15 protein-coding genes are annotated in these 21,756 nt (G+C 67.7%); 8 read left to right on the plus strand and 7 right to left on the minus strand.

What is annotated here, in order from left to right:
- Positions 1-51: 51 nt before the first annotated feature.
- The 4 genes from ON45_RS06260 to ON45_RS06275 all read right to left on the minus strand — a co-directional run bounded on the left by ON45_RS06260 (position 52) and on the right by ON45_RS06275 (position 4,290).
- Complete coding sequence (locus tag ON45_RS06260; protein ID WP_040492773.1) at positions 52-660, minus strand: isochorismatase family protein; 609 nt, start codon at positions 658-660, stop codon at positions 52-54.
- A 51-nt stretch (positions 661-711) separates the two neighbouring features.
- On the minus strand, positions 712-2,988 hold the full coding sequence (locus ON45_RS06265; RefSeq protein WP_051062599.1) for a heterodisulfide reductase-related iron-sulfur binding cluster: 2,277 nt from the start codon (positions 2,986-2,988) through the stop codon (positions 712-714).
- A 64-nt stretch (positions 2,989-3,052) separates the two neighbouring features.
- Positions 3,053-3,811 (minus strand): hypothetical protein, encoded by a 759-nt coding sequence (locus ON45_RS21175; RefSeq protein ID WP_051062600.1) that lies wholly within the window; start codon positions 3,809-3,811, stop codon positions 3,053-3,055.
- Positions 3,812-3,864: 53 nt separating this feature from the next.
- The gene (locus ON45_RS06275; RefSeq protein WP_158412238.1) at positions 3,865-4,290 is read right to left on the minus strand and encodes a cyclic nucleotide-binding domain-containing protein; all 426 of its coding nucleotides are present in this window, start codon (positions 4,288-4,290) and stop codon (positions 3,865-3,867) included.
- A 113-nt stretch (positions 4,291-4,403) separates the two neighbouring features.
- Between ON45_RS06275 and ON45_RS06280 the strand changes: the two genes are divergently transcribed.
- Positions 4,404-6,218 (plus strand): aryl-sulfate sulfotransferase, encoded by a 1,815-nt coding sequence (locus ON45_RS06280; protein WP_040492775.1) that lies wholly within the window; start codon positions 4,404-4,406, stop codon positions 6,216-6,218.
- A gap of 162 nt (positions 6,219-6,380) precedes the next feature.
- Positions 6,381-7,853, plus strand: a complete 1,473-nt coding sequence (locus ON45_RS06285) for a phytoene desaturase family protein (protein ID WP_083914492.1) — start codon at positions 6,381-6,383, stop codon at positions 7,851-7,853.
- Between the two features lie 35 nt (positions 7,854-7,888).
- On the opposite strand, the gene gpmI is transcribed toward ON45_RS06285, so the two are convergent.
- Positions 7,889-9,541 carry a 2,3-bisphosphoglycerate-independent phosphoglycerate mutase gene (gpmI, locus tag ON45_RS06290; RefSeq protein WP_040492776.1) on the minus strand — a complete coding sequence of 551 codons (1,653 nt, stop codon included), beginning with the start codon at positions 9,539-9,541 and terminating at the stop codon, positions 7,889-7,891.
- Positions 9,542-9,869: 328 nt separating this feature from the next.
- Between gpmI and cdd the strand changes: the two genes are divergently transcribed.
- The 5 genes from cdd to ON45_RS06320 all read left to right on the plus strand — a co-directional run bounded on the left by cdd (position 9,870) and on the right by ON45_RS06320 (position 14,885).
- Complete coding sequence (cdd, locus tag ON45_RS06300; RefSeq protein ID WP_051062601.1) at positions 9,870-10,316, plus strand: cytidine deaminase; 447 nt, start codon at positions 9,870-9,872, stop codon at positions 10,314-10,316.
- A gap of 430 nt (positions 10,317-10,746) precedes the next feature.
- Positions 10,747-12,609 (plus strand): molecular chaperone DnaK, encoded by a 1,863-nt coding sequence (gene dnaK / locus ON45_RS06305; protein WP_040492778.1) that lies wholly within the window; start codon positions 10,747-10,749, stop codon positions 12,607-12,609.
- Positions 12,610-12,617: 8 nt separating this feature from the next.
- A complete protein-coding gene (locus ON45_RS21180; RefSeq protein ID WP_051062602.1) occupies positions 12,618-13,298 on the plus strand; it encodes a nucleotide exchange factor GrpE in 681 nt (226 codons plus the stop codon).
- A 49-nt stretch (positions 13,299-13,347) separates the two neighbouring features.
- Positions 13,348-14,487 (plus strand): molecular chaperone DnaJ, encoded by a 1,140-nt coding sequence (gene dnaJ, locus ON45_RS06315; RefSeq protein ID WP_040492779.1) that lies wholly within the window; start codon positions 13,348-13,350, stop codon positions 14,485-14,487.
- Positions 14,484-14,885 carry a heat shock protein transcriptional repressor HspR gene (locus ON45_RS06320; RefSeq protein WP_040492780.1) on the plus strand — a complete coding sequence of 134 codons (402 nt, stop codon included), beginning with the start codon at positions 14,484-14,486 and terminating at the stop codon, positions 14,883-14,885. Before dnaJ ends, ON45_RS06320 begins: the two co-directional genes overlap by 4 nt.
- Before the next feature lie 38 nt (positions 14,886-14,923).
- Here the strand turns inward: ON45_RS06320 and ON45_RS06325 are convergent, their stop codons facing one another.
- Both ON45_RS06325 and ON45_RS06330 read right to left on the minus strand, forming a co-directional pair.
- Positions 14,924-15,919: a hypothetical protein gene (locus ON45_RS06325; RefSeq protein WP_040492781.1), complete on the minus strand. Its 996-nt coding sequence runs from the start codon at positions 15,917-15,919 to the stop codon at positions 14,924-14,926.
- The gene (locus ON45_RS06330; protein WP_040492782.1) at positions 15,916-19,068 is read right to left on the minus strand and encodes a type VII secretion protein EccC; all 3,153 of its coding nucleotides are present in this window, start codon (positions 19,066-19,068) and stop codon (positions 15,916-15,918) included. The genes ON45_RS06325 and ON45_RS06330 overlap by 4 nt, the downstream gene beginning before the upstream one ends.
- A 137-nt stretch (positions 19,069-19,205) precedes the next feature.
- Between ON45_RS06330 and ON45_RS06335 the strand changes: the two genes are divergently transcribed.
- On the plus strand, positions 19,206-21,756 hold a 2,551-nt coding region (locus ON45_RS06335), incomplete at its 3' end, for an Ig-like domain-containing protein (RefSeq protein ID WP_148288552.1).

Consider the following 21,756-nt stretch of genomic DNA (forward strand, 5'->3'; position numbering starts at 1 on the left):
GAGAGGGGTGGGGAGAGGGAGGGGTGGGCGGTGCCGATCACGAGATGTCGGTCACGGGGCGTCGATGACGGTGACGTCGGCGTCGTCGAGGTCGGCGAGGACGCGTTCGCGGGTGTCGGCGTCGGTCGACACAGGGCGAGTCGCGGCCCACAGGACCGTCGTCGAGAATCCGGCGGCCGCGGAACTCTCGGCGGTTGCGGCGACGCACACGTCGGTCGCCAGGCCGACCACGACCACGCGCCGGATCGAACGTTCGCGCAACAGTCCGGCCAGCCCGGTGGGGATGTCGACGTCACCGCCTGGCTCGCGCATCGAGAACGCGGAGTAGCCGTCCTCGCCGTTCGTGCCCTTGCGGATCAGCGCGGCCGCGCGGTGCTGCGGATCGAGTCCGTCCACCAGCTCGGCGCCCCAGGTCCCCGCGACGCAGTGGGTCGGCCACACGCCACCATCGGCGATGAAGTGCGGCGTCGACGGCGGATGCCAATCCTGAGTCAGTACCACGGTGCCACCCGACCCCGTCGCCTGCTCGATCTCGTCATTGATCGCACCGACGATCGTGTCACCACCGTCGACGAACAGCGAGCCGTCGGGATGGCCGAAGTCGTTCTGCATGTCGACGACGATCAACGCCGTCGCCGCGTCGTAGCCCTGCGTGCTCACGCCCTCAGCGTAGGCGGGCGTTACGTAACGGGTCAGACCCGTTACGTAACGCTACGCGCCGGCGACGGGGGAGTTCTCGGAGTCGAGGAGCGGTGCTTCGCCGGCGTGGAACGCAGCCTCGCCCTGCTCGAGTGCATCGACCAGGTGGATCGCGATGTCCGCGACCTTGACCTCGTCGTCCTCGATGCCGGCACCCTTGACGCCGTCGTCCATCATGATGTAGCAGAACGGACAGGCGGTGGCGACGCGTGACGCGCCCGTCGACAACGCCTCGGCGGCACGCTCGTCGTTGACCTTCGTGCCGGTCGTCTCCTCCATCCACATGCGGGCGCCGCCGGCACCACAGCACATGCCCTTCGTGCCGTTGCGCTGCATCTCGACGACGTCGACGCCCTTGATCGAGCCGACGACCTTGCGCGGAGCGACGTACACGTCGTTGTGGCGACCGAGGTAGCACGAGTCGTGGTACGTGATCCGCTCGTCGAGCGTTGCCTGCGACACGTCGAGCTGACCCGAGTCGATCAGTTCCTCGAGCAGCTGCGTGTGGTGGACGACTTCGTAGTTGCCGCCGATCTGCGGGTACTCGTTGAGCAGCGTGTTGAAGCAGTGCGGGCACTGCGTGATGATCTTCTTCACACCCATCCCGTTGAGCATCTCGACGTTCGGTTGGGCCAGCATCTGGAACAGGTACTCGTTGCCCGAGCGGCGGGCGGAGTCGCCGGTGCACATCTCGGACGGTCCGAGGATCGACACGTCGATTCCAGCGCGGCGCAGCAGGTTCGCCATCGCCTGGGTGACCTTCTTGTTCTTGTCGTCGAACGAACCCGCGCACCCGACCCAGTACAGGTACTCGGACTGCAGTGCCTCGCCCGGATCGACGATCGAGACACCCTCGATGCCCTCGGCCCAGTCCGCGCGCTCGCCCTGGTTGAGACCCCACGGGTTGCCTTGGTTCTCCATCGCCCGGTAGGCGTTGCCCAGCTCGGCGGGGAAGTTCGACTCCATCAGCGACAGGTAGCGCCGCATGTCGAAGATCTTGTCGGTGATCTCGATGTTCACCGGGCAGATCTCGTCACACGCCTTGCAGGTGGTGCACGCCCACAGCTCCTCGGCGGTGATCCGCTCGAACAGGTTGTTCGCCTCGACCTTGACTTCGGGGACCGTGCCGAGCGGCGGGGACACGGAGGGCGTGCCGGTGGCGGCCATGACCTCGCCCGCCTTCAGCACGATCTCGCGCGGGTCGAGCGGCTTGCCGGTCGCGTGCGCAGGGCACACCGAGGTGCAACGGCCGCACATCGTGCAGGCGTCGAGATCGAGCAGCTGCTTCCAGGTGAAGTCCTCGACGACGCTCGCACCGAACGACTCGAGTTCGGTCTCCATCAGGTTCGGCATCGGCCGCATCGCGCCCTTCGGACGGTCCTTGTCCTTCAGGTACATGTTGATCGGCGACGTGAACATGTGGCGCAGCATCGTGATCGGCAGGATCGCGAGGAACACGATGAAGCTCACGACGTGGGCGATCCACCACCACTGGTGCCACGCCTCGAGTGCGCTGACGCTCCACCCGTCGACGAGCGTGCTCAGCGGATACCCGATGAAGCTCCACTGCTCGTAGTCGACGTCACGCACCTGCGACTCGAGTGCGATGCGGAACATCTCGGCGCCGAACCCGGAGACCCCGATCACGAAGAACGTGCCGAGGATGACCGCGTGTTCCGGCTTCGACTTGATCCGGATCCGATACGGACGCTGGACGTATCGGCGAACGATGGCCCAGCTGACGCCGCCCAGGAAGACCAGGCCCATCAGATCGCCGAACGCTGCGTAGCCGCGGTACACGTCACCGTGCAGGAACTTGAGTTCCTCGGGCATCTGGTGGTCGATCTCGAGCACCGTCGTCACGCCGAGGAGGCCGAGGAACCCGAAGTAGATCATCGAGTGCATCAGGCCGGCACCCGCGTCGCGCAGGAGCGTCTGCATGTAGACGCCGGCGCGGAAGTCCTTCATCCGCTGTGCCGCGTTCTTCGTCGTCGTGCGCCGCAGGGCGGGCGCTCCACGCTCCCAGTTCTTCATGCGGTTGGAGAACATGATCCCGACCCACACCAACAGCACCGGGATGACGGTGTAGAAGGCGATCTGGAGCGGTCCGGGGATGTTCACGAACACCGTGCGGTGGATGAGGCTGTCGCTCTTCCATCCAGTGATCTGGGGAAGGATGCCCGACACGACCGTGAACAGCGCGATCGTCGTGAACAGGATGATCGCCAGCTGATGTGGCTTGATCCGTTTGGTGGAGGTGTCGGGGGCGTTCTCGACCGGGGTACTCATGCGGCCCCAAAGCTACCCGCGGGTACGCGCCCCGGCCATTTCCGGTCGCCGTCGCTGCGGTCGGTCAGCTCGTGAGGTGGCCGAGACCGGTGGTCATGAACTCCACCGCGACGTCGAACGGGTCGGTCGCACCGGCGAGGTCCTCGAAACCGAGAACCGCGCCGAACGGAGCATTCCAGAAGTCGGCTGGACCGGGACGCTCGTCGCCCCACGGGCCGACGTAGAGGTACGGCTGCTCGTGGAATCCGTCGCCTGCGGCGGCACCGAGGTTCACCCGGCGCCGACCCTCGGCGTCGTCGTCGGCTCCGACCGCGAGGTCGATCCCGAGGTCGAAATGCTCGGGCCACAGCCGCATGACCGATGCCTGCGGGTCATTCAGCGTGGCGATGGAGGCATCCATCGCACGCTGTCCGAGCGTGTACCAGTCACCCAGCATCCGCACCGCTTCGGGATCGACGTCGAGCAGCGTGTCGACGTCTCCCAACGCCGGTGTGTCGCCACCGACCCAGAAGCCCGGGTCGGGATCGAATCCGCACGCAGTGCAGAGCGACGCGATCGTCGCGCCGGGGATCGGCACGATGTCGGTGACCGCGGCTTCCTCGCCGTGGCGCTGACCGCGTGCGTTCTCGATGAACAGGTTGCCACCGGTCACGCGGACCCGCCGGCGGTCATCACCGAACTGTGGTGTGCCGAATCCGCCCGGGAGAGCGACCAGTGCGAAGTGCCCCGTCTCGCGTGCCTGGGCCTGGGCGACGACGTGAGTGGCGACGCGTCGCAAGGTGTCGCGCTGTGCGGGCCAGTCGTCGAGCACGACGCCATCCATGAGTCGACGCTACAACCAGGCCGTCAGCGCCGTCGACGGCGGAACCTCGTCGATCAGCCGTAGTACTGACGGTCGAGGTCGCGGACCCGGCCGGCGAGGCCCTCCATCAGCTTGTGGGTGATCGACGGAATGGTGTCGATCACGGCCATGAAACGGCGGTGGTCGATGACGAGGAGCGTGCAATCGGTGTCGCAGATCACGGTTGCCGTACGCGGGCCCTTGTCGAGCAGCGACATCTCGCCGACGACGCTTCCGGGTCCGAGGGTGGCGACCTTGCGGTTGTTCCTCTTCACCACGACCTCTCCGTCGACCACGATGAACGCTTCTCGACCCAGACGACCCTGGTCCATGATCATCTTGCCCGCGGGCATCGAGACCTCGTCGGTCGCCTTCGCGACCTTCTCGAGCTCCTTCTTCGAACACGCACTGAACAGTGCGACGCTTCGGAGGCTGTCGAGTTGCTGCTTCTTGTTGGCCATGAGCGGACACATTACGCAGTTTCGGCAGTGACGATGGACACGATGGTCGGTGCGGCTGAGCGGAGGCTCACGCGGTTGCGATGAATGGTGCACGCAACGGCCAAACTCATGCGGTGAACTCGAGACATCTCGCTCCATTCGTCGCGCTCGCACTCATCGTCGCCGGCTGTTCCAGCGGTGGTGACGCCGACGGGGCGACTGCCGGCTCGACGGCCCCCATCGAGGATGCGTCCTCCACGACCGATCCAGCCGACCCACAGGAAGCAGACGATGCAGCCACATCGGAACCGACCGATCAACCCGTCGAGGTCGAGGCCGAATTGACCGTCGAGGCCAGTCCGCACATCGGCTTGGCCGCGGAAGTGTCGGTGGCCAGTGGAGCTCCGGTGCAGGCCGAAGTCACGGCCATTTCGGGCGATCACGTCGTCGACGTTCCGCGCACGTCGGCGATGGACACCGACCTGAACATTCCGCTCGTCGGGATGCGTGCCGAACAGACCTACGAGATCTCGGCGAGCCTCTTCGACGAGGACGGGATGCACGTCGGTGACGTCGACGGGGCCGAGTTCACGACGTCGGCGCTGCCCGAGTGGTTCGACGAGCACGAGGTGACCGTCGACGCGGACCGCGCGGCGCCCGGGTACACCATCATCGAGTTCGACGCGATGAACGTTCCCGAGGGGGCGCCGTCGAGCCAACACCTGATGGCCTACGACGACGAAGGCGAGGTCGTCTGGTACTACACGAACACCGGAGCGGTCGGCGGCGTCGAACGGACCCCCGCCGGCACGTTCAACACGTTCTACTGGCCGTTCGGAATCCGGGAGATCGACCTCGTGGGCAACGTGGTGAACAACTGGCGTCCCCAGCCCGCCGACACGTCGGGCGAGGTCGACGACGAGCGAACCGTCGAGGACGTCGACCCGGATCAAGTCGAGTTCCAAGGCGGTCTGCAGGCACTGGAGGGCAACGCGGGTGACGCCGAGCCGGTAGCGATCCGCGCCGAATGGATGGACCTCGCCGGCGTCCACCACGAGAGCTGGCCGATGCCGAACGGCAACATCCTCACGTTGTCGACCACCATCCATGAACTGACGCCCGAGCAGCGCGCGACGTTCTGTCCCGGCGATCCGGCGCCGTTCGATGCAATCAGTGACGTCGCCGTCGAGTTCGAGCCGTCCGGTCGCGTCGTGCGCACCTGGGATCTCTGGGACGTGATCGACATCGACGAGTTCCCGGGAGGCGAGATGTGCGTCGATGCGGGAATCTTCGCCGAGGAGAACACGCGTGACTGGACCCACGCCAACAGCGCGATCTACGACCCGGAGCGGGACGCGATCATCGTGTCGTCGCGACACACCGATCAGATCGTCGCGTTCGACCATCTCGACGACGAAGGCCCGCAGTCGCAGCTGCGATGGATCCTCGGAGCGGGTGCCACGATTCCGTTCGACGGCGAGCCCAGCTACTACCAACACGCCGTCGAGGTCAACGACGACGGTTCCCTCATCCTGTACGACAACGGCAACTTCCGTCCGGGGACCTCCCCGGACGATCCCGAGAACCTGCCGTACAGTCGAGCGGTCATCTACGAGGTGGACGACGGCTCTGATGACCCGGCGGACTGGTCGGCGACGCAGCGATGGGAGAACGTCGACGTGGTCGACGGCATCCCGGCCTACTCATCGTTCATCTCCGATGCCGACATGCTCGAGAACGGCAACGTGCTCGTGACCCATGGCGGCATCGGGACGTTCCCGCCGACGCCGGACGATCCGTTGCGCATCGTCATTCGCGAGGTCGTGCCGGAGGGTGACTCGGGCGGCGATGTCGTCTGGGAGCTGAGGTCAGCCCCGGGAAAGGTCTACGTCACCTATCGCGCCGAGCGGATCCCGTCGTTCTACTTCGGACCCGACTGGGAGACCTGACGCCGGGAGCACTGCGCTCGTCAATGCTCAGATGACGTTCCTCGACCCGGGGCGTCCGCTCGAGCGCGACGAGATCGCGCAGGACCGACCCCACCGACGCGGACGGGATCCGTTGCGGAGCACCGGCTTGTGGTGGGGGTGATCGCGTGATGAGATCGGGGAGTGGCGAACCGATCCAACAACGCACCACCGACGGGGCCGGGCGGGCGCGTCGCGACCGTGGTGGGCGCGGGGCCGAACGGGCTCGTCGCGGCGATCACCCTCGCCCAGGCGGGCTGGAACGTCACCGTTCTCGAAGCGGCGTCGACCCCCGGCGGTGGGATGCGCTCCCAGGAGCTCACGTTGCCCGACTTCGTCCACGACGTGTGTTCAGCGGTCCACCCGCTCGCGGTGGCCTCGCCCGCATTCCGTGAGCTCTTCGCCGACGAGACGGCCGCCCGCCGGCACGGTCTCGCGTGGCTGCACCCGGAGGTCCCGCTCGCACATCCGCTCGACGGCGGGGGCGCGGCGCTCCTGCATCGATCCGTCGAGACGACGGCAGCCGGCCTCGGCGTCGACGCGTCGGCGTACCAGCGGCTCGTCCAACCGTTCGTCGACGCCGGTCTCGATCTCACCGACGGGCTGCTCGCACCGTTGAACGTGCCGCCAGCGCATCCGATCCACCTCGCCCGGTTCGGCCTCCACGGTGTGTGGTCCGCCCGAGGACTCGCGCGCCGTCGGTTCGACACCGACGAGGCACAGGCGTTGTTCGCGGGGCTCGCCGCCCACTCGATCCTGTCCTTGCGCGCGCCGATCACGGCCGGGTACGGGCTGATGCTCGGCACCCTCGCCCACTCCGTCGGGTGGCCGGTCGCACAGGGCGGTTCACAGCGGATCGCCGATGCGCTGGTGTCCGTGCTCGAATCCCACGGTGGTCGCGTGGAGTGCGATCACCGTGTCGGCTCGTTGCGGGAACTTCCGCCCAGCGACGTCACGCTGCTCGACGTGACGCCGCGCCAGCTCCTGAACCTGGCCGGCGATGAGCTCCCGAGCCGCTACCGCCGGTCGCTCGAGCGCTTCCGGTACGGCCCCGGGGTGTTCAAGCTCGACTGGGCACTCGACGGCCCGATCCCGTGGACCAACCCCGAGATTGCTCGCGCGGCGACCGTTCACCTCGGTGGGACGCTCGATGAGATCGTCCAAGCCGAGGACATCGTCCAGCAAGGACGTCATGCCGAGCAACCATTCGTCCTGCTCGCGCAGCAGAGCGTCGTCGATCCCGACCGGGCGCCGGCAGGATCGCACACTGCCTGGGGGTACTGCCACGTCCCGAACGGGTCGGCGGTCGACATGACCGGTCGGATCGAAGCGCAGGTCGAGCGGTTCGCCCCGGGGTTCCGCGACCGCATCCTCGCCCGGCACTCGATGAACACGGCGGCGATGGAACGACACGGCGAGAACTACGTCGGCGGTGACATCAACGGAGGGGTCGCCGACCTCCGCCAGTACCTGATCCGTCCGACGCTCGGCCTGCACCCGTGGACGACCCCGCTGGACGGCGTCTACCTCTGCTCGAGTTCCACTCCACCCGGCGGCGGGGTCCACGGCATGTGCGGCCTGCACGCCGCCAACGAAGTCCTCCGAGCCCACCGGTAGCTCGGACAAACCGGTGCCCGACACCGGATGTCCCGTCAGAAGTCGATGAGGCTGGGGAGGTAGTCGGTGGGGGCTTCGTAGCCGAGCAGGTTGAACACGGTGGAGGCGACGTTCGCCAGTCCGTGGTTCGCCGCCGGGGCACCGCCGTTCATGTGGTACTCGCCGTCGTAGTTCGGATCGTGGATCGCGAACGGCACCGGGCTGAGTGTGTGTGAGGTCTTCGGCAGCCGCTCCCCGGACGAGGTCTCGGTGAACATGATGTCGGCGTTGCCGTGGTCGGCGGTGTAGATCAGCACTCCGCCGAGCTCGTCGATCACCTCCACCAGTCGCGCCATGCACTCGTCGATGATCTCCATCGCCTCGACCGTCGCGTGGAGGTGTCCGGTGTGGCCGACCATGTCCCCACTCGGGAAGTTGAGCCGACCGAACCGGTACTCGCCCGAGCGCAGCAGGTCGATCGTCTCGTCGGTGATCTCGCGCACCTTCATCGCCGGGGTGGTGTCGAACTCGACGTTGTCGGACGGGATCTCGATGTAGGTCTCGAGCGTCTCGTCGATGTAGCCGGAGCGATTGCCGTTCCAGAAGTACGTGACGTGGCCGTACTTCTGCGTCTCGCTGATCGCGAACGTGCGGACACCCTCACCGCACAGGAACTCACCCATCACGCGGTCGATGGCCGGCGGCGAGACCAGGTAGCGCTTCGGTACGAGCGCGTCGCCGTCGTACTGCAGCATCCCGGCAAAGGAGATGTCCGGATGGGGCCGACCGTCGACGCCGGTGCGGTCGAACACGTCGAAGTCCGGCTCCTCCAACGACCGCGAGATCTCGATCGCCCGGTCGCCACGGAAATTGAAGAACACGACCGCGTCGCCGTCCACGATCTCGCCGACCGGGACGCCGTTCTCGTCCACCGCGACGAACTCACCGAGGTATTGGTCACCGGCCTCGGACTCGGCGTACATCGTCTCGACCGCGTCGCGGGCGCTCGAGAACGGTCGTCCTTCGCCGTGGACGTGGCAGCGATACCCACGCTCGACCATCGGCCAGTCGGCCTCGTAGCGGTCCATGGTGATCTTCATCCGGCCGCCACCCGACGCGATCCGGTAGTTGCGACCCGGTGCTGCCGCGTTGATGTCGGCGAGTACCGCCTCGGTCCGATCGATGTACGTCAGCGCGGACCGGGCATCGACGTCACGCCCGTCGTGCAGGATGTGGACGGCGCAGCTGGTGACGCCCTCCGCGGCGGCGTTCCGAATCAAGGCATCGAGGTGATCGAGGCTCGAGTGCACGCCGCCGTCGGAATGCAATCCGATCAGGTGCAAGGTGCCGGTTCGGGCGCGATCCACGGTCTCGACCCAGACCTCGGATTCGAAGATCGCGCCGTTCGCGATCGCCTTGTTGACCAGTTTCGCGCCCTGAGCGAAGATCCGTCCGGCGCCGAGGGCGTTGTGGCCGACCTCGCTGTTGCCCATGTCGTCGTCGGTCGGGAGTCCGACCGCTGGGCCGTGCGCGGCGAGCTCGGTGTACAGCTCGGTCGAGGTCAGCCGCTCGAGCATCGGCGTACGGGCCTGGGTGACCGCATTGCTCGACCCCGGCGGAGCCACGCCGACGCCATCGGCAACGACCACCAGGACCGGACCCGGGCGGCCGGTGAACGATGGATGTGGCTGCAACGACAACGACGCCATGAGCAGAGAGTGTAGGAAGTGGAACGCGGAGGAACCGTCGCCCGGAAGCGCAGCCGAGCGAGCGCTACGAGCGGTTGGACACCTGGTGGAACTCGAGCTGCCGCGTGCGCGGCCCGATCTGGAGCCGATCGCGCGAGTCCAGCCCGGGTGCGTGGTTGCACCGCGACCGCAGGTGGATGATCCGCGTCTCGGCGCCGTTCTTGTCGCCGTCGCCGATCATCCGTTGGAGGACGCGTGACGTGACGATGCCCGACTCGCGGAGTACGACCGTGCACGGTCGCGAATCTGTCGCGCGCCGACGATCCGTTCCGGATGGCAGGCTGAGACCATGAGCGAGCACGTTCCGCCCCCCACGACCATTGCCGCGTCGAGCGCGGTCGTCGTCGAGTTGTTCGAAGCTGCCGTGCGCGTGCGTGAGCGTTCGTACAGTCCGTACTCGAGCTATCGGGTCGGCGCCGCGATCCGCACGACGACCGGTGACGTGTTCGCGTGCTGCAACGTCGAGAACGCGGCGTATCCCGAGGGCGTGTGCGCCGAAGGGGGTGCCATCTCGATGATGGTGGTCGGAAGTGACGGGCATCCCACGATCACCGACGTCGTCACCGTGACCGGCGGCGACGAGCCAGGAACCCCGTGCGGAGGGTGCCGCCAGAAGATCCGCGAGTTCGCCACGCCCGACACCGTCGTCCACGCGTCGACGGCCGACGGCCGCGTCATCTCGATGCCCCTCGTCGATCTCCTCCCCATCTCCTTCGGTCCCGACCACCTCACCTGACTCGCTCCCGACCGGCCGGCCCACGACCACCACCCGGCGAGCTCTTCCACCACCCCGCCGACCCTGCCCCTCCTGCGACCCGGACCGCCGCTGGGAAATTTCGAGGGATCGGGTCGCTCAGGGTCTCGATCCCACGAGATTTCGAACAGGGACTCGGTGCTGCCGCAGAATTTCGAGGGACTTGGATGCCAGCGGTCTCGATCCCTCGAAATTTCCCCGGGCGAGCGGTGTTGGGGACGGACGCGCGGCGGGTGACGTGGGATGGCGAGTGGGTGGGAGTGCGGCGAGCGAGGTGGGTCCGGGCGGGATGACGAAGTTGAGTGAAGTGGACTCACGTTATCTGATCGAGGGGTTGGCGTCGGGGCGCGGGACCACTATCTTGAGTGTCGCCACATCAAGATCTGAATCCCCACACAAGGAGTACACCCCCATGGCCAAAGCAGTCGGTATCGACCTCGGAACCACGAACTCTGTCGTCTCGGTCCTCGAAGGTGGCGATCCCGTCGTCATCCCGAACTCCGAAGGCGCGCGCACGACCCCGTCGGTCGTCGCGTTCTCGAAGACCGGCGAAGTGCTCGTCGGTGAGGTCGCGAAGCGTCAGGCGATCACCAACCCCGATCGCACCTTCCGAAGCATCAAGCGCCACATCGGCGAGGACTGGAAGACCGACGATGTCGACGGCAAGCAGTACACGCCGCAGGAGATCAGCGCACGCACCCTCATGAAGCTCAAGCGCGACGCCGAGAGCTACCTCGGCGACACGGTCACGCAGGCCGTCATCACCGTCCCCGCCTACTTCGACGACGCCCAGCGCACCGCCACCAAGGAAGCCGGCACGATCGCCGGCCTCGAAGTGCTGCGAATCATCAACGAGCCGACCGCAGCCGCGCTCGCCTACGGCCTCGAGAAGGGCTCGGAGGACGAGACGATCCTCGTGTTCGACCTCGGCGGTGGCACCTTCGACGTGTCGGTGCTCGAGATCGGCGACGGCGTGTTCGAAGTGAAGTCGACCCACGGCGACACCGAACTCGGTGGCGACGACTGGGACCAGCGGATCATCACGTGGCTGGTCGACCAGTTCAAGGCGGCGCACGGTGTCGACCTGAGCCAGGACCGCATGGCCGCGCAGCGTCTCCAGGAAGCCGCCGAGAAGGCGAAGATCGAACTGAGCCAGACGCAGTCGACGCAGATCAACCTGCCGTTCATCACCGCCACGGCCGACGGTCCGCTGCACCTCGACGAGAGCCTGTCGCGCTCGAAGTTCCAGGAGATGACCGCCGACCTCATCGAGCGTTGCCGGATTCCGTTCGAGCAGGCGTTGAAGGACGCCGGCGTGAAGCAGGGCGACCTGCACCACGTGATCCTCGTCGGTGGCTCCACCCGGATGCCCGCCGTCGGCGACCTCGTGCAGAACCTCACCGGCAAGGAGCCGAACAAGACCGTCAACCCGGACGAAGTGGTTGCCATCGGCGCCGCGATCCAGGCCGGCGTGCTGCGCGGCGATGTCAAGGACGTCCTGCTGCTCGACGTGACCCCGCTGTCGCTCGGCATCGAGACCAAGGGCGGCATCATGACCAAGCTCATCGAGCGCAACACCACGATCCCGACCAAGCGGTCCGAGGTGTTCACCACCGCGGAGGACAACCAGCCGTCGGTCGAGATCCACGTGCTCCAGGGCGAGCGTGACATGTCGCAGTACAACAAGACGCTCGGCAAGTTCCAGCTCGTCGACCTCCCGCCCGCCCCGCGCGGCGTGCCCCAGATCGAAGTCGTGTTCGACATCGATGCCAACGGCATCGTTCACGTGTCGGCGACCGACCGGGCCACGAAGAAGGAGCAGTCGATGACGATCACCGGTCAGTCGACCATCAACAAGGACGACATCGACCAGATGGTCAAGGACGCCGAAGCCCACGCCGAGGAGGACAAGGCACGTCGTGAGGAGGCCGAGGTCCGCAACAACGCCGAGTCGCTCGTGCACCAGACCGAGAAGCTCCTGCGTGACCAGGCCGACAGCGTCGATGCCGCCGAGAAGGAAGCGGTCGAGACGCCGCTCGCCGACCTCAAGACCGCACTCGCGGGCAACGACAACGACGCCATCAAGACGGCGACCGACACGCTCATGACGGCCAGCCAGGCCTTCAGCCAGAAGCTCTACGAAGCTGCTGCGAAGGACGCCGATGGTGCCGGAAGCTCGGCCTCGGGCCAGGATGCGACCGGCGACGCCGGAGCGACCGGTGCCGACGACGATGACATCGTCGATGCCGAAGTCGTCGACGAAGACGAGAGCTGAGGAAGCCGATGTCCGACCAACCGAACGGCCGGCCGGGCAACACCGGCGACGGCGACAACTACGACCCCGAGGTCCACGATCCCGACGTGTCCCGACCGGCCGATGCAGCGTCATCGGCCGGCCGGGCCGACGGGAGCGTCGGCCAGGGTCCGTCGGAAGACGGCGCGGACCGTGCCAGCGAGATCGACGACGTCACCGAGGGATCGGCGCGACCCGATGCGGATGCTGAACAGGCACTCGCGGACGCGGTCGACGAGATCGACATCTCCGACGTCGACGTGTTCGCCGTGCTCGACGAACGCGATCAGTTCAAGTCGATGGCCCAGCGCACGCAAGCCGACTTCGACAACTTCCGCAAGCAGTCCGCCGTGCGAGCGCAGGCCGATGCCGACCGGGCGACCGGGCGGCTCGCCGAGGCACTGCTCCCCGTGCTCGACGCCGCAGAGGCTGCCTACGTGAACCATCCCGCGGAGATCGGGCCACTGCTCAACCAGATGCTCGTCGAACTCCGCAAGCAGGGTCTGGAGACCCTCGACCTCGACGGCCAGCCCTTCGACCCCGAGGTCGCCGAGGCCGTCGCGCACGAACCGGGCGACGGGGGCGAAGCCCTCGTGTCGGAAGTGCTCCGCAGCGGCTACCGCTGGAAAGGGCGCACCCTGCGTCCGGCCATGGTGAAGACCACGGATTGACCGCGACCGCCGGTCACGGTGGAACCAACGAGAAAGGAGGAAACCCGTCATGGCCCCACAGAGGGAATGGTTCGAGAAGGACTACTACGAGACGCTCGGTCTGTCGAAGGACGCGTCGGCGAAGGAGATCAAGAAGGCGTATCGCAAGCTCGCGGGTGACCTCCATCCGGACAAGAACCCGGGCAACACGGTCGCGGAAGAGAAGTTCAAGGACGTCTCGGCCGCCTACGACGTACTCGGCGACGAAGCCAAGCGCGCCGAGTACGACGAGGTCCGGTCGATGGGCCCGGTCGGCGGCGGGTTCGGTGGCGGCCAGCCCGGCGGGCCGGGAGGTTTCTCGTTCAACGTCGGTGACATGAGCGGAGGGGGTGGCCTCGGCGACCTGCTCGGCAACATGTTCGGCGGCGGTGGCGCAGGGCGGCGCGGCGGATCGAGTGCCGGGGTCGGGCCGCGGCGCGGTGCCGACCTGCAGGCGCACCTGAAGGTCGACTTCGAGGACGCGGTCACCGGTCTGGAGACCTCGCTGTACCTCACCGCCGACGCCCAGTGCTCCACCTGCAACGGGTCCGGCGCCCGGCCGGGAACCAGCCCGAAGGTCTGCCAGAACTGTGGTGGCCGGGGCGTCGTCGACGACAACCAGGGCTTCTTCGCGATGAGTACCCCGTGCCACGTGTGCCAGGGCAACGGCGTCGTCATCGAGCACCCGTGCGACACGTGCCGCGGGTCCGGAATCGAGCGTCGACCGCGTGAAGTGAAGACCCGGATTCCCGCGGGCGTGAAGGACGGCCAGACGATTCGGCTCAAGGGCCGCGGTGCCCCCGGTCGCAACGGCGGACCGAACGGCGACCTCCTGGTCGAACTCGAGGTCGCTCCCCACGATCGGTTCGGGCGCAAAGGTGACGACCTGACCGTCACGGTGCCGGTGTCGTTCGCCGACGCCGTACTCGGTGGCGAGATCTCGGTGCCGACCCTCGATGGCGGTGACGTGACGTTGCGGATCAAGCCCGGAACGCAGTCGGGTTCGCGCCACCGCGTGAAGGGCAAGGGAATCGCCCGGCGCGGCAACAGCGGCAACCTCATCGTGACCGTCGAGGTCGACGTACCGACCGAGCTCAACGACGCTCAACGCGCGGCGGTCGAGGCATTCGCGGCAGCCACTACGGTGGACGCGGAGCAGGAGTCATCATGACGAAGCATCAACTCAAAGCGGTCTACGTGATCTCGGTCGCCGCCGAACTCGCGGGCATGCATCCTCAGACCCTGCGGATCTACGAGCGCCGGGGTCTCGTGTCGCCGGCCCGCACGCAGGGTGGGAACCGTCGATACAGCGACGACGACATCCAGCTGTTGCGGCGGATCTCCGAACTGACCGACGAGGGGATGAACCTCGAGGGAATCCGCCGGGTCATGGAGCTGGAGGACGAGAACCTCCGGCTCCGTCAGGAACTCGATCAGGCTCGCCAGATCGCGCTCCATGCGATTCGCGAGGCCGAGCAGGCGGATCTCCGCGGAGTCAGTGCCGACCTGGTCCCGTTGAAGCAGGCGATCGCCGTCTTCGGTCAGTCGCCGTCGCTCGATCCCGACTGACACAGCGACCGATTCCGACCGCCTTCAGGAACCCGACGTCACTGCGGACGGCGTGTACGGAACCAGCGCGTGACACGTTCGATCCCGTGGGCAGCATCGATCTGCGGGCCGTCGTCGCCAGGTGGCACCGGCTCGATCGCCCACGGTCGGTCGAATGGATCGCCCCCGATCCCCGCACTCGGTCCGACGATCTGGATGGGATGGATCGGCCCGGAGAGCCCCGCGGCACCGTACGCCGCTCCGAGCGCGACCCCGTGGCGTCGGAGCGCTTCCTGGTCGAATCGGGCTGCCACGTCGATGCCATCGAGGCTCGGCGAAACGAGGGCTCCGACGCGGGTGGCCGCCCGGTCGATGGATTCGGCAAGCAGGTGGTCGTCGAGGAACTCGTCGAACGACGCGAAGGCGACGGAGGAAATCGCGATGTCGAGATCGGGATGAGCGCGGCCCTCGGCGGCAGTCGATGCCGCGGCGACGGGCACGCGATTCTGCACCACCGCGTGGTGTGCCTCGTCGCGTGAGGCGATCCGCCGGACGTAGGTGGCGTCGTTTCCGCCGATGCGCGCGATCGCGATCGGGCTGGGTTCGACGACGACGTCGACGAGTCCCGCCCGGGCGGCGAGCGTCCGCAACCGCTCGATCCGCTGCTCGTCCCATCGAATGAGCAGCAGCCATCGGCGTGGGCCATCAGCGGCGATCACCGACGAGCGGATCCCGCGGTCGGCGCGCATGCGTTCTCGGATCTCGACGACGTCGGCGTCGGAACGGCCCGTGACATCGACCCGTTGGAGCGTCGCGTCGCCCGGGAGCGTGGCGATGCGCGCGGGCTCGGAGGGTTCGCCGAGTTCCGCGTTCAGCAGCACCAGCGCGTCGACGAGTTGGTCGTCTCCAGCGGATACGGGAAACTCGGCGGACGCGACGGACTGTCCGGACTCGGTCGCGTCGATGCGGACTCCGCGCACGGCGAGGTCGGCGAGCTCGATCCCGAACCCGCATGTCGGGGGTCGGTGACCGCTCGCGGCGCCGGCCGGGTTCACGATTCGTTCCCGGTCGCGATCGGGCTCGGCGGTCGGTAGCGAGGCGGTTCCGGGGCGAGGGCGGTGATCCGACGCTCGAGATCGGTCGGCGGTGTCGCCAGTTGAACGCGACGGTCCTCGGCGGTGGACCAGCACCGTCGAGGATGACGATCGGCAGCGTCGACGGCTGCGACGCCCAGTCGGGACCGATCGTCGGGATCGCTCATCGGGCCGACCAGGCGATTGCCAGTCAGTCGGTCGAGCGGGCCGAGTTCGTCGACCTTGGTCGCGCCGATGACGACGTTCAGACCGACCCAGGCGCCCGATGCGACCAGCTCCCCGAGTTGCTCGATCGTGGTGTCGTCCTGTTCGGGGGTGAGGGAACGGCGCATCCGACCGAGATCGCTGATCACGACGATGATGTCCGGCCGATCGAGGTCGGTCGGGCGCTGCAGCCGTTGGGAGAGAATCGAGCGCAGCTCGGCGACGAGGGCGACGATCTCGTCGGTGCGATCGGGGTCGGCGACCCCCCCGGTGTGGGGAAGTGCCTCGATTGCGCGGCGGCGCGCGCCCGCGGTTTCGATCGCGTAGACGTGGAGGTCGTCGGCGGCGAACCGTGCCGCGATGCCGAGCGTCAGGACGTCGATCAGCGAGTTCATCGCCGATCGCGGCGAGCCCACCGTCAGAATCGATCCCTCGCTCCCTGGCTGCCACCAGAACGGTTCGTGACGCGCGAGTTCCGGTCGGTCGATGAGGCCGATGGGGATCGCATCTCCCGGATGGTCGTCGAGCAATTGCATCGCATCGACGGTCGTGGCGAGCGGAGGCGGAACCAGCGCCGTGGCGACCCGGCGCTGGGCGTCGGGACCGCCGTAGCGAGCGCCGACGCGGCGTGCGATGGTGCTGATGACCCGGCTTGCCCACGAGGCCTGGTTTCCGTCGCCGGTTCGGTCCAACCGTCGCTCCAACGAGGTCAGGGATCGGCTCACCGCCGACGGACGGACGATGAGGTCATCGGCGTCGGTGGTGGTCAACTCGCTCAGGGCCGTTGCTGCCGGACCGACGAACGAGAAGGAGCGCTCCGGGAACCAGACCGTCCCGTCGCCACGAGGTGTGAACCAGACGAGAGCCCCGCAGCTCGACCGAGCGTACGCGGGCACCGAGCCCGGATGGTCGCCGGACCACACGACGTGCACGTTGTGATGGGTGACCGCCAGCTCGTTCATCGCGGCGACCAATTCGGGCGCCGGCGGATCATCACTGTGGAACGCGTGCTCGACGACGATCAGCACGTGCAGTTCGGGCCGTGCTGCGACGACGTGGGCGATGCGGTGCAACAGTCGCGCTGGGTCGTCTGCCTCGGAGTAGCCCACCCATCCGACCACGTGTGGGAGTTGGTCGTACCACTCCCGCCGTTCTTGTCCGAGGATCACCACCGCGAGCTCGTCCGGCCTCCGTTGCGTCGCGGCTCCCAGCACCACGGCAGCGACGGCGAGATCGTGTTGCTCGGTGCCCGCGGCGGTGACGATGGTCGACAGCGGTCCCGACAGCTCGACGGCGAGGTCGCGTTGGGCCCCGGGGACTGCGCCGACCATCTCGGCGGTTCCGACCACGACCGACAGCCGCGAGCCGTCGTCGACGCGCGCCGCCGATGCATCCACGACCGACGCCAACGTCGGCGGTGTGATGTCGGTCGCCCTGGCGGGGTTCTGGCCGTGTGGACGATCGAGGTCGTCCAATGGTGCGAGTTGTCGGGCGACCTCGGCGGCCAGTCGTTCCTCGACGAGCGCGGGGGAGATGTCGTCGGTGGAGGCAGCGGATCGCCCGTCCAGCGATCGATGGGTGGCGAATGAGCCGAACAGCTCGGGGACGACGGCGGGGGCCTCACCCCGGTCGGTCGGCGTCGTGGCCAGCCGCTGAGCCGGCCCGACTTCGACAATTCGCTCGGAACACACGGCGGGAGCCTCGTCGATGTCGTCGCAGAGTCCGATGAGGCGGAAGTTCTTCGGGGCGTCGGTCAAGAGGTTCTGGAGTGGCGAATCTCGTCGCGACCACAAGGACTCGTCGTCGACGACGAGCATCGTCATGCGTCTGGGTGCCGAGTCCGACGGGCGTTCGGCCATCGAGTCGGCCCAGGCGCGCAGTTGATCAGGCTCGCTCCACAGCTGCGCCGGAGAGTTCGGCTGACCGGAGCGAAGATGAGGCAGCCAACGCGCCCAGTTCCATCGCTCGATTCGTTCCGGTGTCGAAGCGATCGCGAGGTCGAGCGTCGACGGGCCGTGCATGGTGCACACTTCGATGAGCAGGGTTCGCGCAAGCGCCGCCGCGAAGCGTTCGGAACCAACCACGGCGACCCCACCGTGGTGGAGGAGATCGGCGGACGCAATCGAGGAGCCGTCACGGTGCAGGCCGTAGGCGATGTCGTAGGCGCCTCGGTCGCCCGGCCGCCACTGCCAGAGTTGTCCGCCGCCGGTCGTGGCATCGCGGACTGCCCCGACCACGAGGCGACGGTCGCTGTCGGGAACGGCGGCCCCACGCCGGAACGGAATCGTGCCGTCGGGAAGCGGCGTCGAGCGGCGACCTGGCGGGAGCGCCGCAGGGTGGCGCAGCAGTTCGAATCGGCGGCCACCGACATGGAGTTGGCCGTCTGCCCACGGCAGTTCGCGATCGAGGAGCCGCCCGTCGAGCGTTGGTGCGTCGATTCCGCGGGCACCGACGATGTGGACGGTCGGGCTCACCCGGACCGAGCCGTCGGTGCCGACGTCGAGCTCGAACGCGGCCGTGTCGACGGGCGCCGTGTCGAGTTCGTCGCCCCGCGGGCTCCGTGCGGTGCCGACGAGGAAGCGGCCGGACGGGAGTGAGCGCGTCGTCCCTGCGCCCCGGCCCGTGAGCTGCATCAGCTGGACGACCGGACTGGATGAGGCGTCGCCGGTCCCACTGTCGAGGTCGTCGAGGGGACTGGCGGGTCGGGTGTCGATCGTCGAACCGATCGCGAGGTCGAGGTCCGTCAGCAATCGGGCCGTCGAGACCGCCCGCTCGTCGAGTCGTGCGGTCGCCGGCGAAGCCTGACCGGTCACCGCACGCAGCAGGTCGGCGAGGGTTGTCTCGGCGGGCGCCGCCACGATGTCGATGTCGGCGTCACCGTGGGGAGTGGTCACCACGATGTCCATTCCACGTGACACTACGGCGGCCGAGTCGGACGATCGGGAATCGACCGTGGGAGAGGCGCACTGTGTGACGCGAGCACTATGGGTGTTCGGTCGCCGCGGTCCGTCAACGACTCGCAACCGCAGTACCGTACACCTTGGTGCCAAAACCCGCTTCGCTCTCGACTGTGACGTGGCGTCAGGCCTTCGCGACCATGGTCGTGTTCGCCGTTGCGCTGACGGGTCTCATCGTGGTCCTGCGGTCCGATGGTCTGCCGGCGATCGATGCGGCCGCGTCGCGAGCCACGCGGTGGGTGGCCCACTCTCCATCCGGCCGCGTGGTGCTCGTCGATGGATTCGGTGGTCGGGCCCTCGCGAGCCTCGAGGCCGGCGCGACGGGCGACGACATGCTCGTTGCCGATGGTCGCGCCGAGAGCTACGTCCTCGATGACACGACCGCCGAAGTTCGACTCATCGACAGTGCCGACCTCCGCCTGGGCGCGCCACGAGCACTCGGTGTCCTGGGCTCGGGATCCGCGGTGGCGCAGGCCGGATCGTCCGGTCTCCTGGTCGCGGATCCGACCGTGGGGGAGGCCACTCTGTTGCCGACCAACGACGAGCCGGTGGACTTCGATTTCGCCGCGGACACCACCCCTGGAGTCGACAACTCGACCACCTTCGCGCTCGCTCCTGACGGGTCGATCTGGTCGATCGCCGAGGGTTCGCTCCGGCGTACCACTTCAGCAGCGACGACCACGGAGATCTCGGGGCTCGACGACGCTGCGGTGTCGCTCGTGAACAACGACGCACTCGTCCTCGACCGGGCAGGTGGCCGCGCGCGACTCGGCAGCGGCGGATGGCACGATCTGCCGACCGACATCGACGGAAGCGAGCTGGTCGTCCAGCGTCCGGGTCCCGCGGCCGACTGCGGTTGGATCGGCGGTGGCGATGAATTGTGGTGTGTGTCCGAGAGCGGGCTCGACGAAGTCGTCGAGGTGCCCGGACTCGACGTCGGCGGCGGCGATCTTCTCGCGATCGCCGGTGACGCAGCCGCACTCGTGCGGCGCGGTCCGACCGAGGTGGTGCAGTTCGACTGGCGGACCGAGGAGGTCATCGGTGAGCCGGTGACCGTCGACGGGACGACGTTGCTCGACGTCACGGCGACCACCGACGTCATCTGGATCGATGATGTGATCGGCGACTTCGTCTGGACGGTGCACCCGTGGGGGATCCACGCGGTCGACAAGGACGACTCGGGACTGCTCCTGCTTGGTGAAGAGGGCGACGTCGTCGACGAGGGTGACGCCGACGACGGTCGGGCCGCCGGAGCAGACGACGGCGTCGCCGACGAGCCCGAGCTCCGAGAACCCGACGACAACGGAGTCGACGATCCACCGGTCGCGATCGACGACCCGGTCACGGCGCGTTCGGGTGCGTCGGTCCCCGTCGCCGTCACGGCAAACGACTACGACCCCGACGGCGAGGCGGTGGCCATCGACAGCGTCGGGACACCTGAGCACGGTGCGGTCGACATCGGAACCGCGACGACCGTCGTGTACACCCCCGAGCCGGGATACGTCGGTCGCGACGAGTTCGGCTACACGATCGTCGACGGCAACGGCAACGAGGCCTCGGCACGTGTCATCGTCGAGCTCCTCCCGGTCGACGGAACGAACCGAGCGCCGGTGGGAGCTCCCGACAACGCCGAGACCGGTCCTGGCGTGTCCGTGATCGTCGACGTGCTGGTGAACGATCTCGACCCCGAACGTGACGGTCTTCGGCTCGACTCGTTCTCCGCTGCTCCCGAGATCGGAACCGTGACCGAGTCGGTCGGCCGTTCGGGGCTGCCCGCGCTCGAGTTCGACCCGGTGCCCGGCTTCGAGGGCGCGGCGCGCTTCTCGTATCGACCGGTGGACACGTTCGGAGCGATCGGCGAACCCGTCGAGGTCACGGTGGACGTCGCCTCGCCCGGCGACCCGAACCGCCGACCTCGGCTTCAGCCCGACGCCGTGCGCACGCGCCGCAACACCGTCACGACCGTGCCGGTGCTGCTCAACGACTCCGATCCCGACGGCGACCCCCTCGTCGTCTCGGTCGTCACGCCCCTCCCCGATGGTCTCGATGTCGAGGTCCAGGGAGAACAGCTCGCCGTGACCGCGTTGGCCGGAAGTGGAGAACGGGTCACGTTCGAGTACGAGGTCGATGACGGTCGGGGTCATCGGGTCCGCAGCTCGGTGCTCGTCGTCGTCATCGACGAGAACGAGCCCAACCGCCCGCCGGTCGTGTCGGCCGATCTCCGGACCGCCGTCTTGGGGCAGACGATCCTGATCGACGTGACGGCCAACGACTTCGATCCCGATGGTGATCCGCTGGCCGTCGTCGGCTTCACCCAACCGGAATCGGGGGGTACCGTCGCACAGGGCGGCCGGAATCAGCTGGAGTTCACCCCGTCGGAGATCGACGACGAGGAGGGTTCGAACGTTCGATTCACCTACACCGTCTCCGACGGGAACGCACACGAGGTCAACGGGGAGGTCACGGTCACCGTGCTGGCCGAACCGCTGCCCGAACCACCGTTCGCACGTGACGACTCGACGTTCACCTTCGTCGATGACCCGGTGACGATCGACGTACTCCGCAACGACGGCGACCCGTCGGGTGGGCGCCCGACGCTGGTCGGCCAGCCTGGCTGTCCCGCGGGCGGTACGGCCA

The organism is Ilumatobacter nonamiensis YM16-303 (genome assembly GCF_000350145.1).
Lineage (GTDB): Bacteria > Actinomycetota > Acidimicrobiia > Acidimicrobiales > Ilumatobacteraceae > Ilumatobacter_A > Ilumatobacter_A nonamiensis.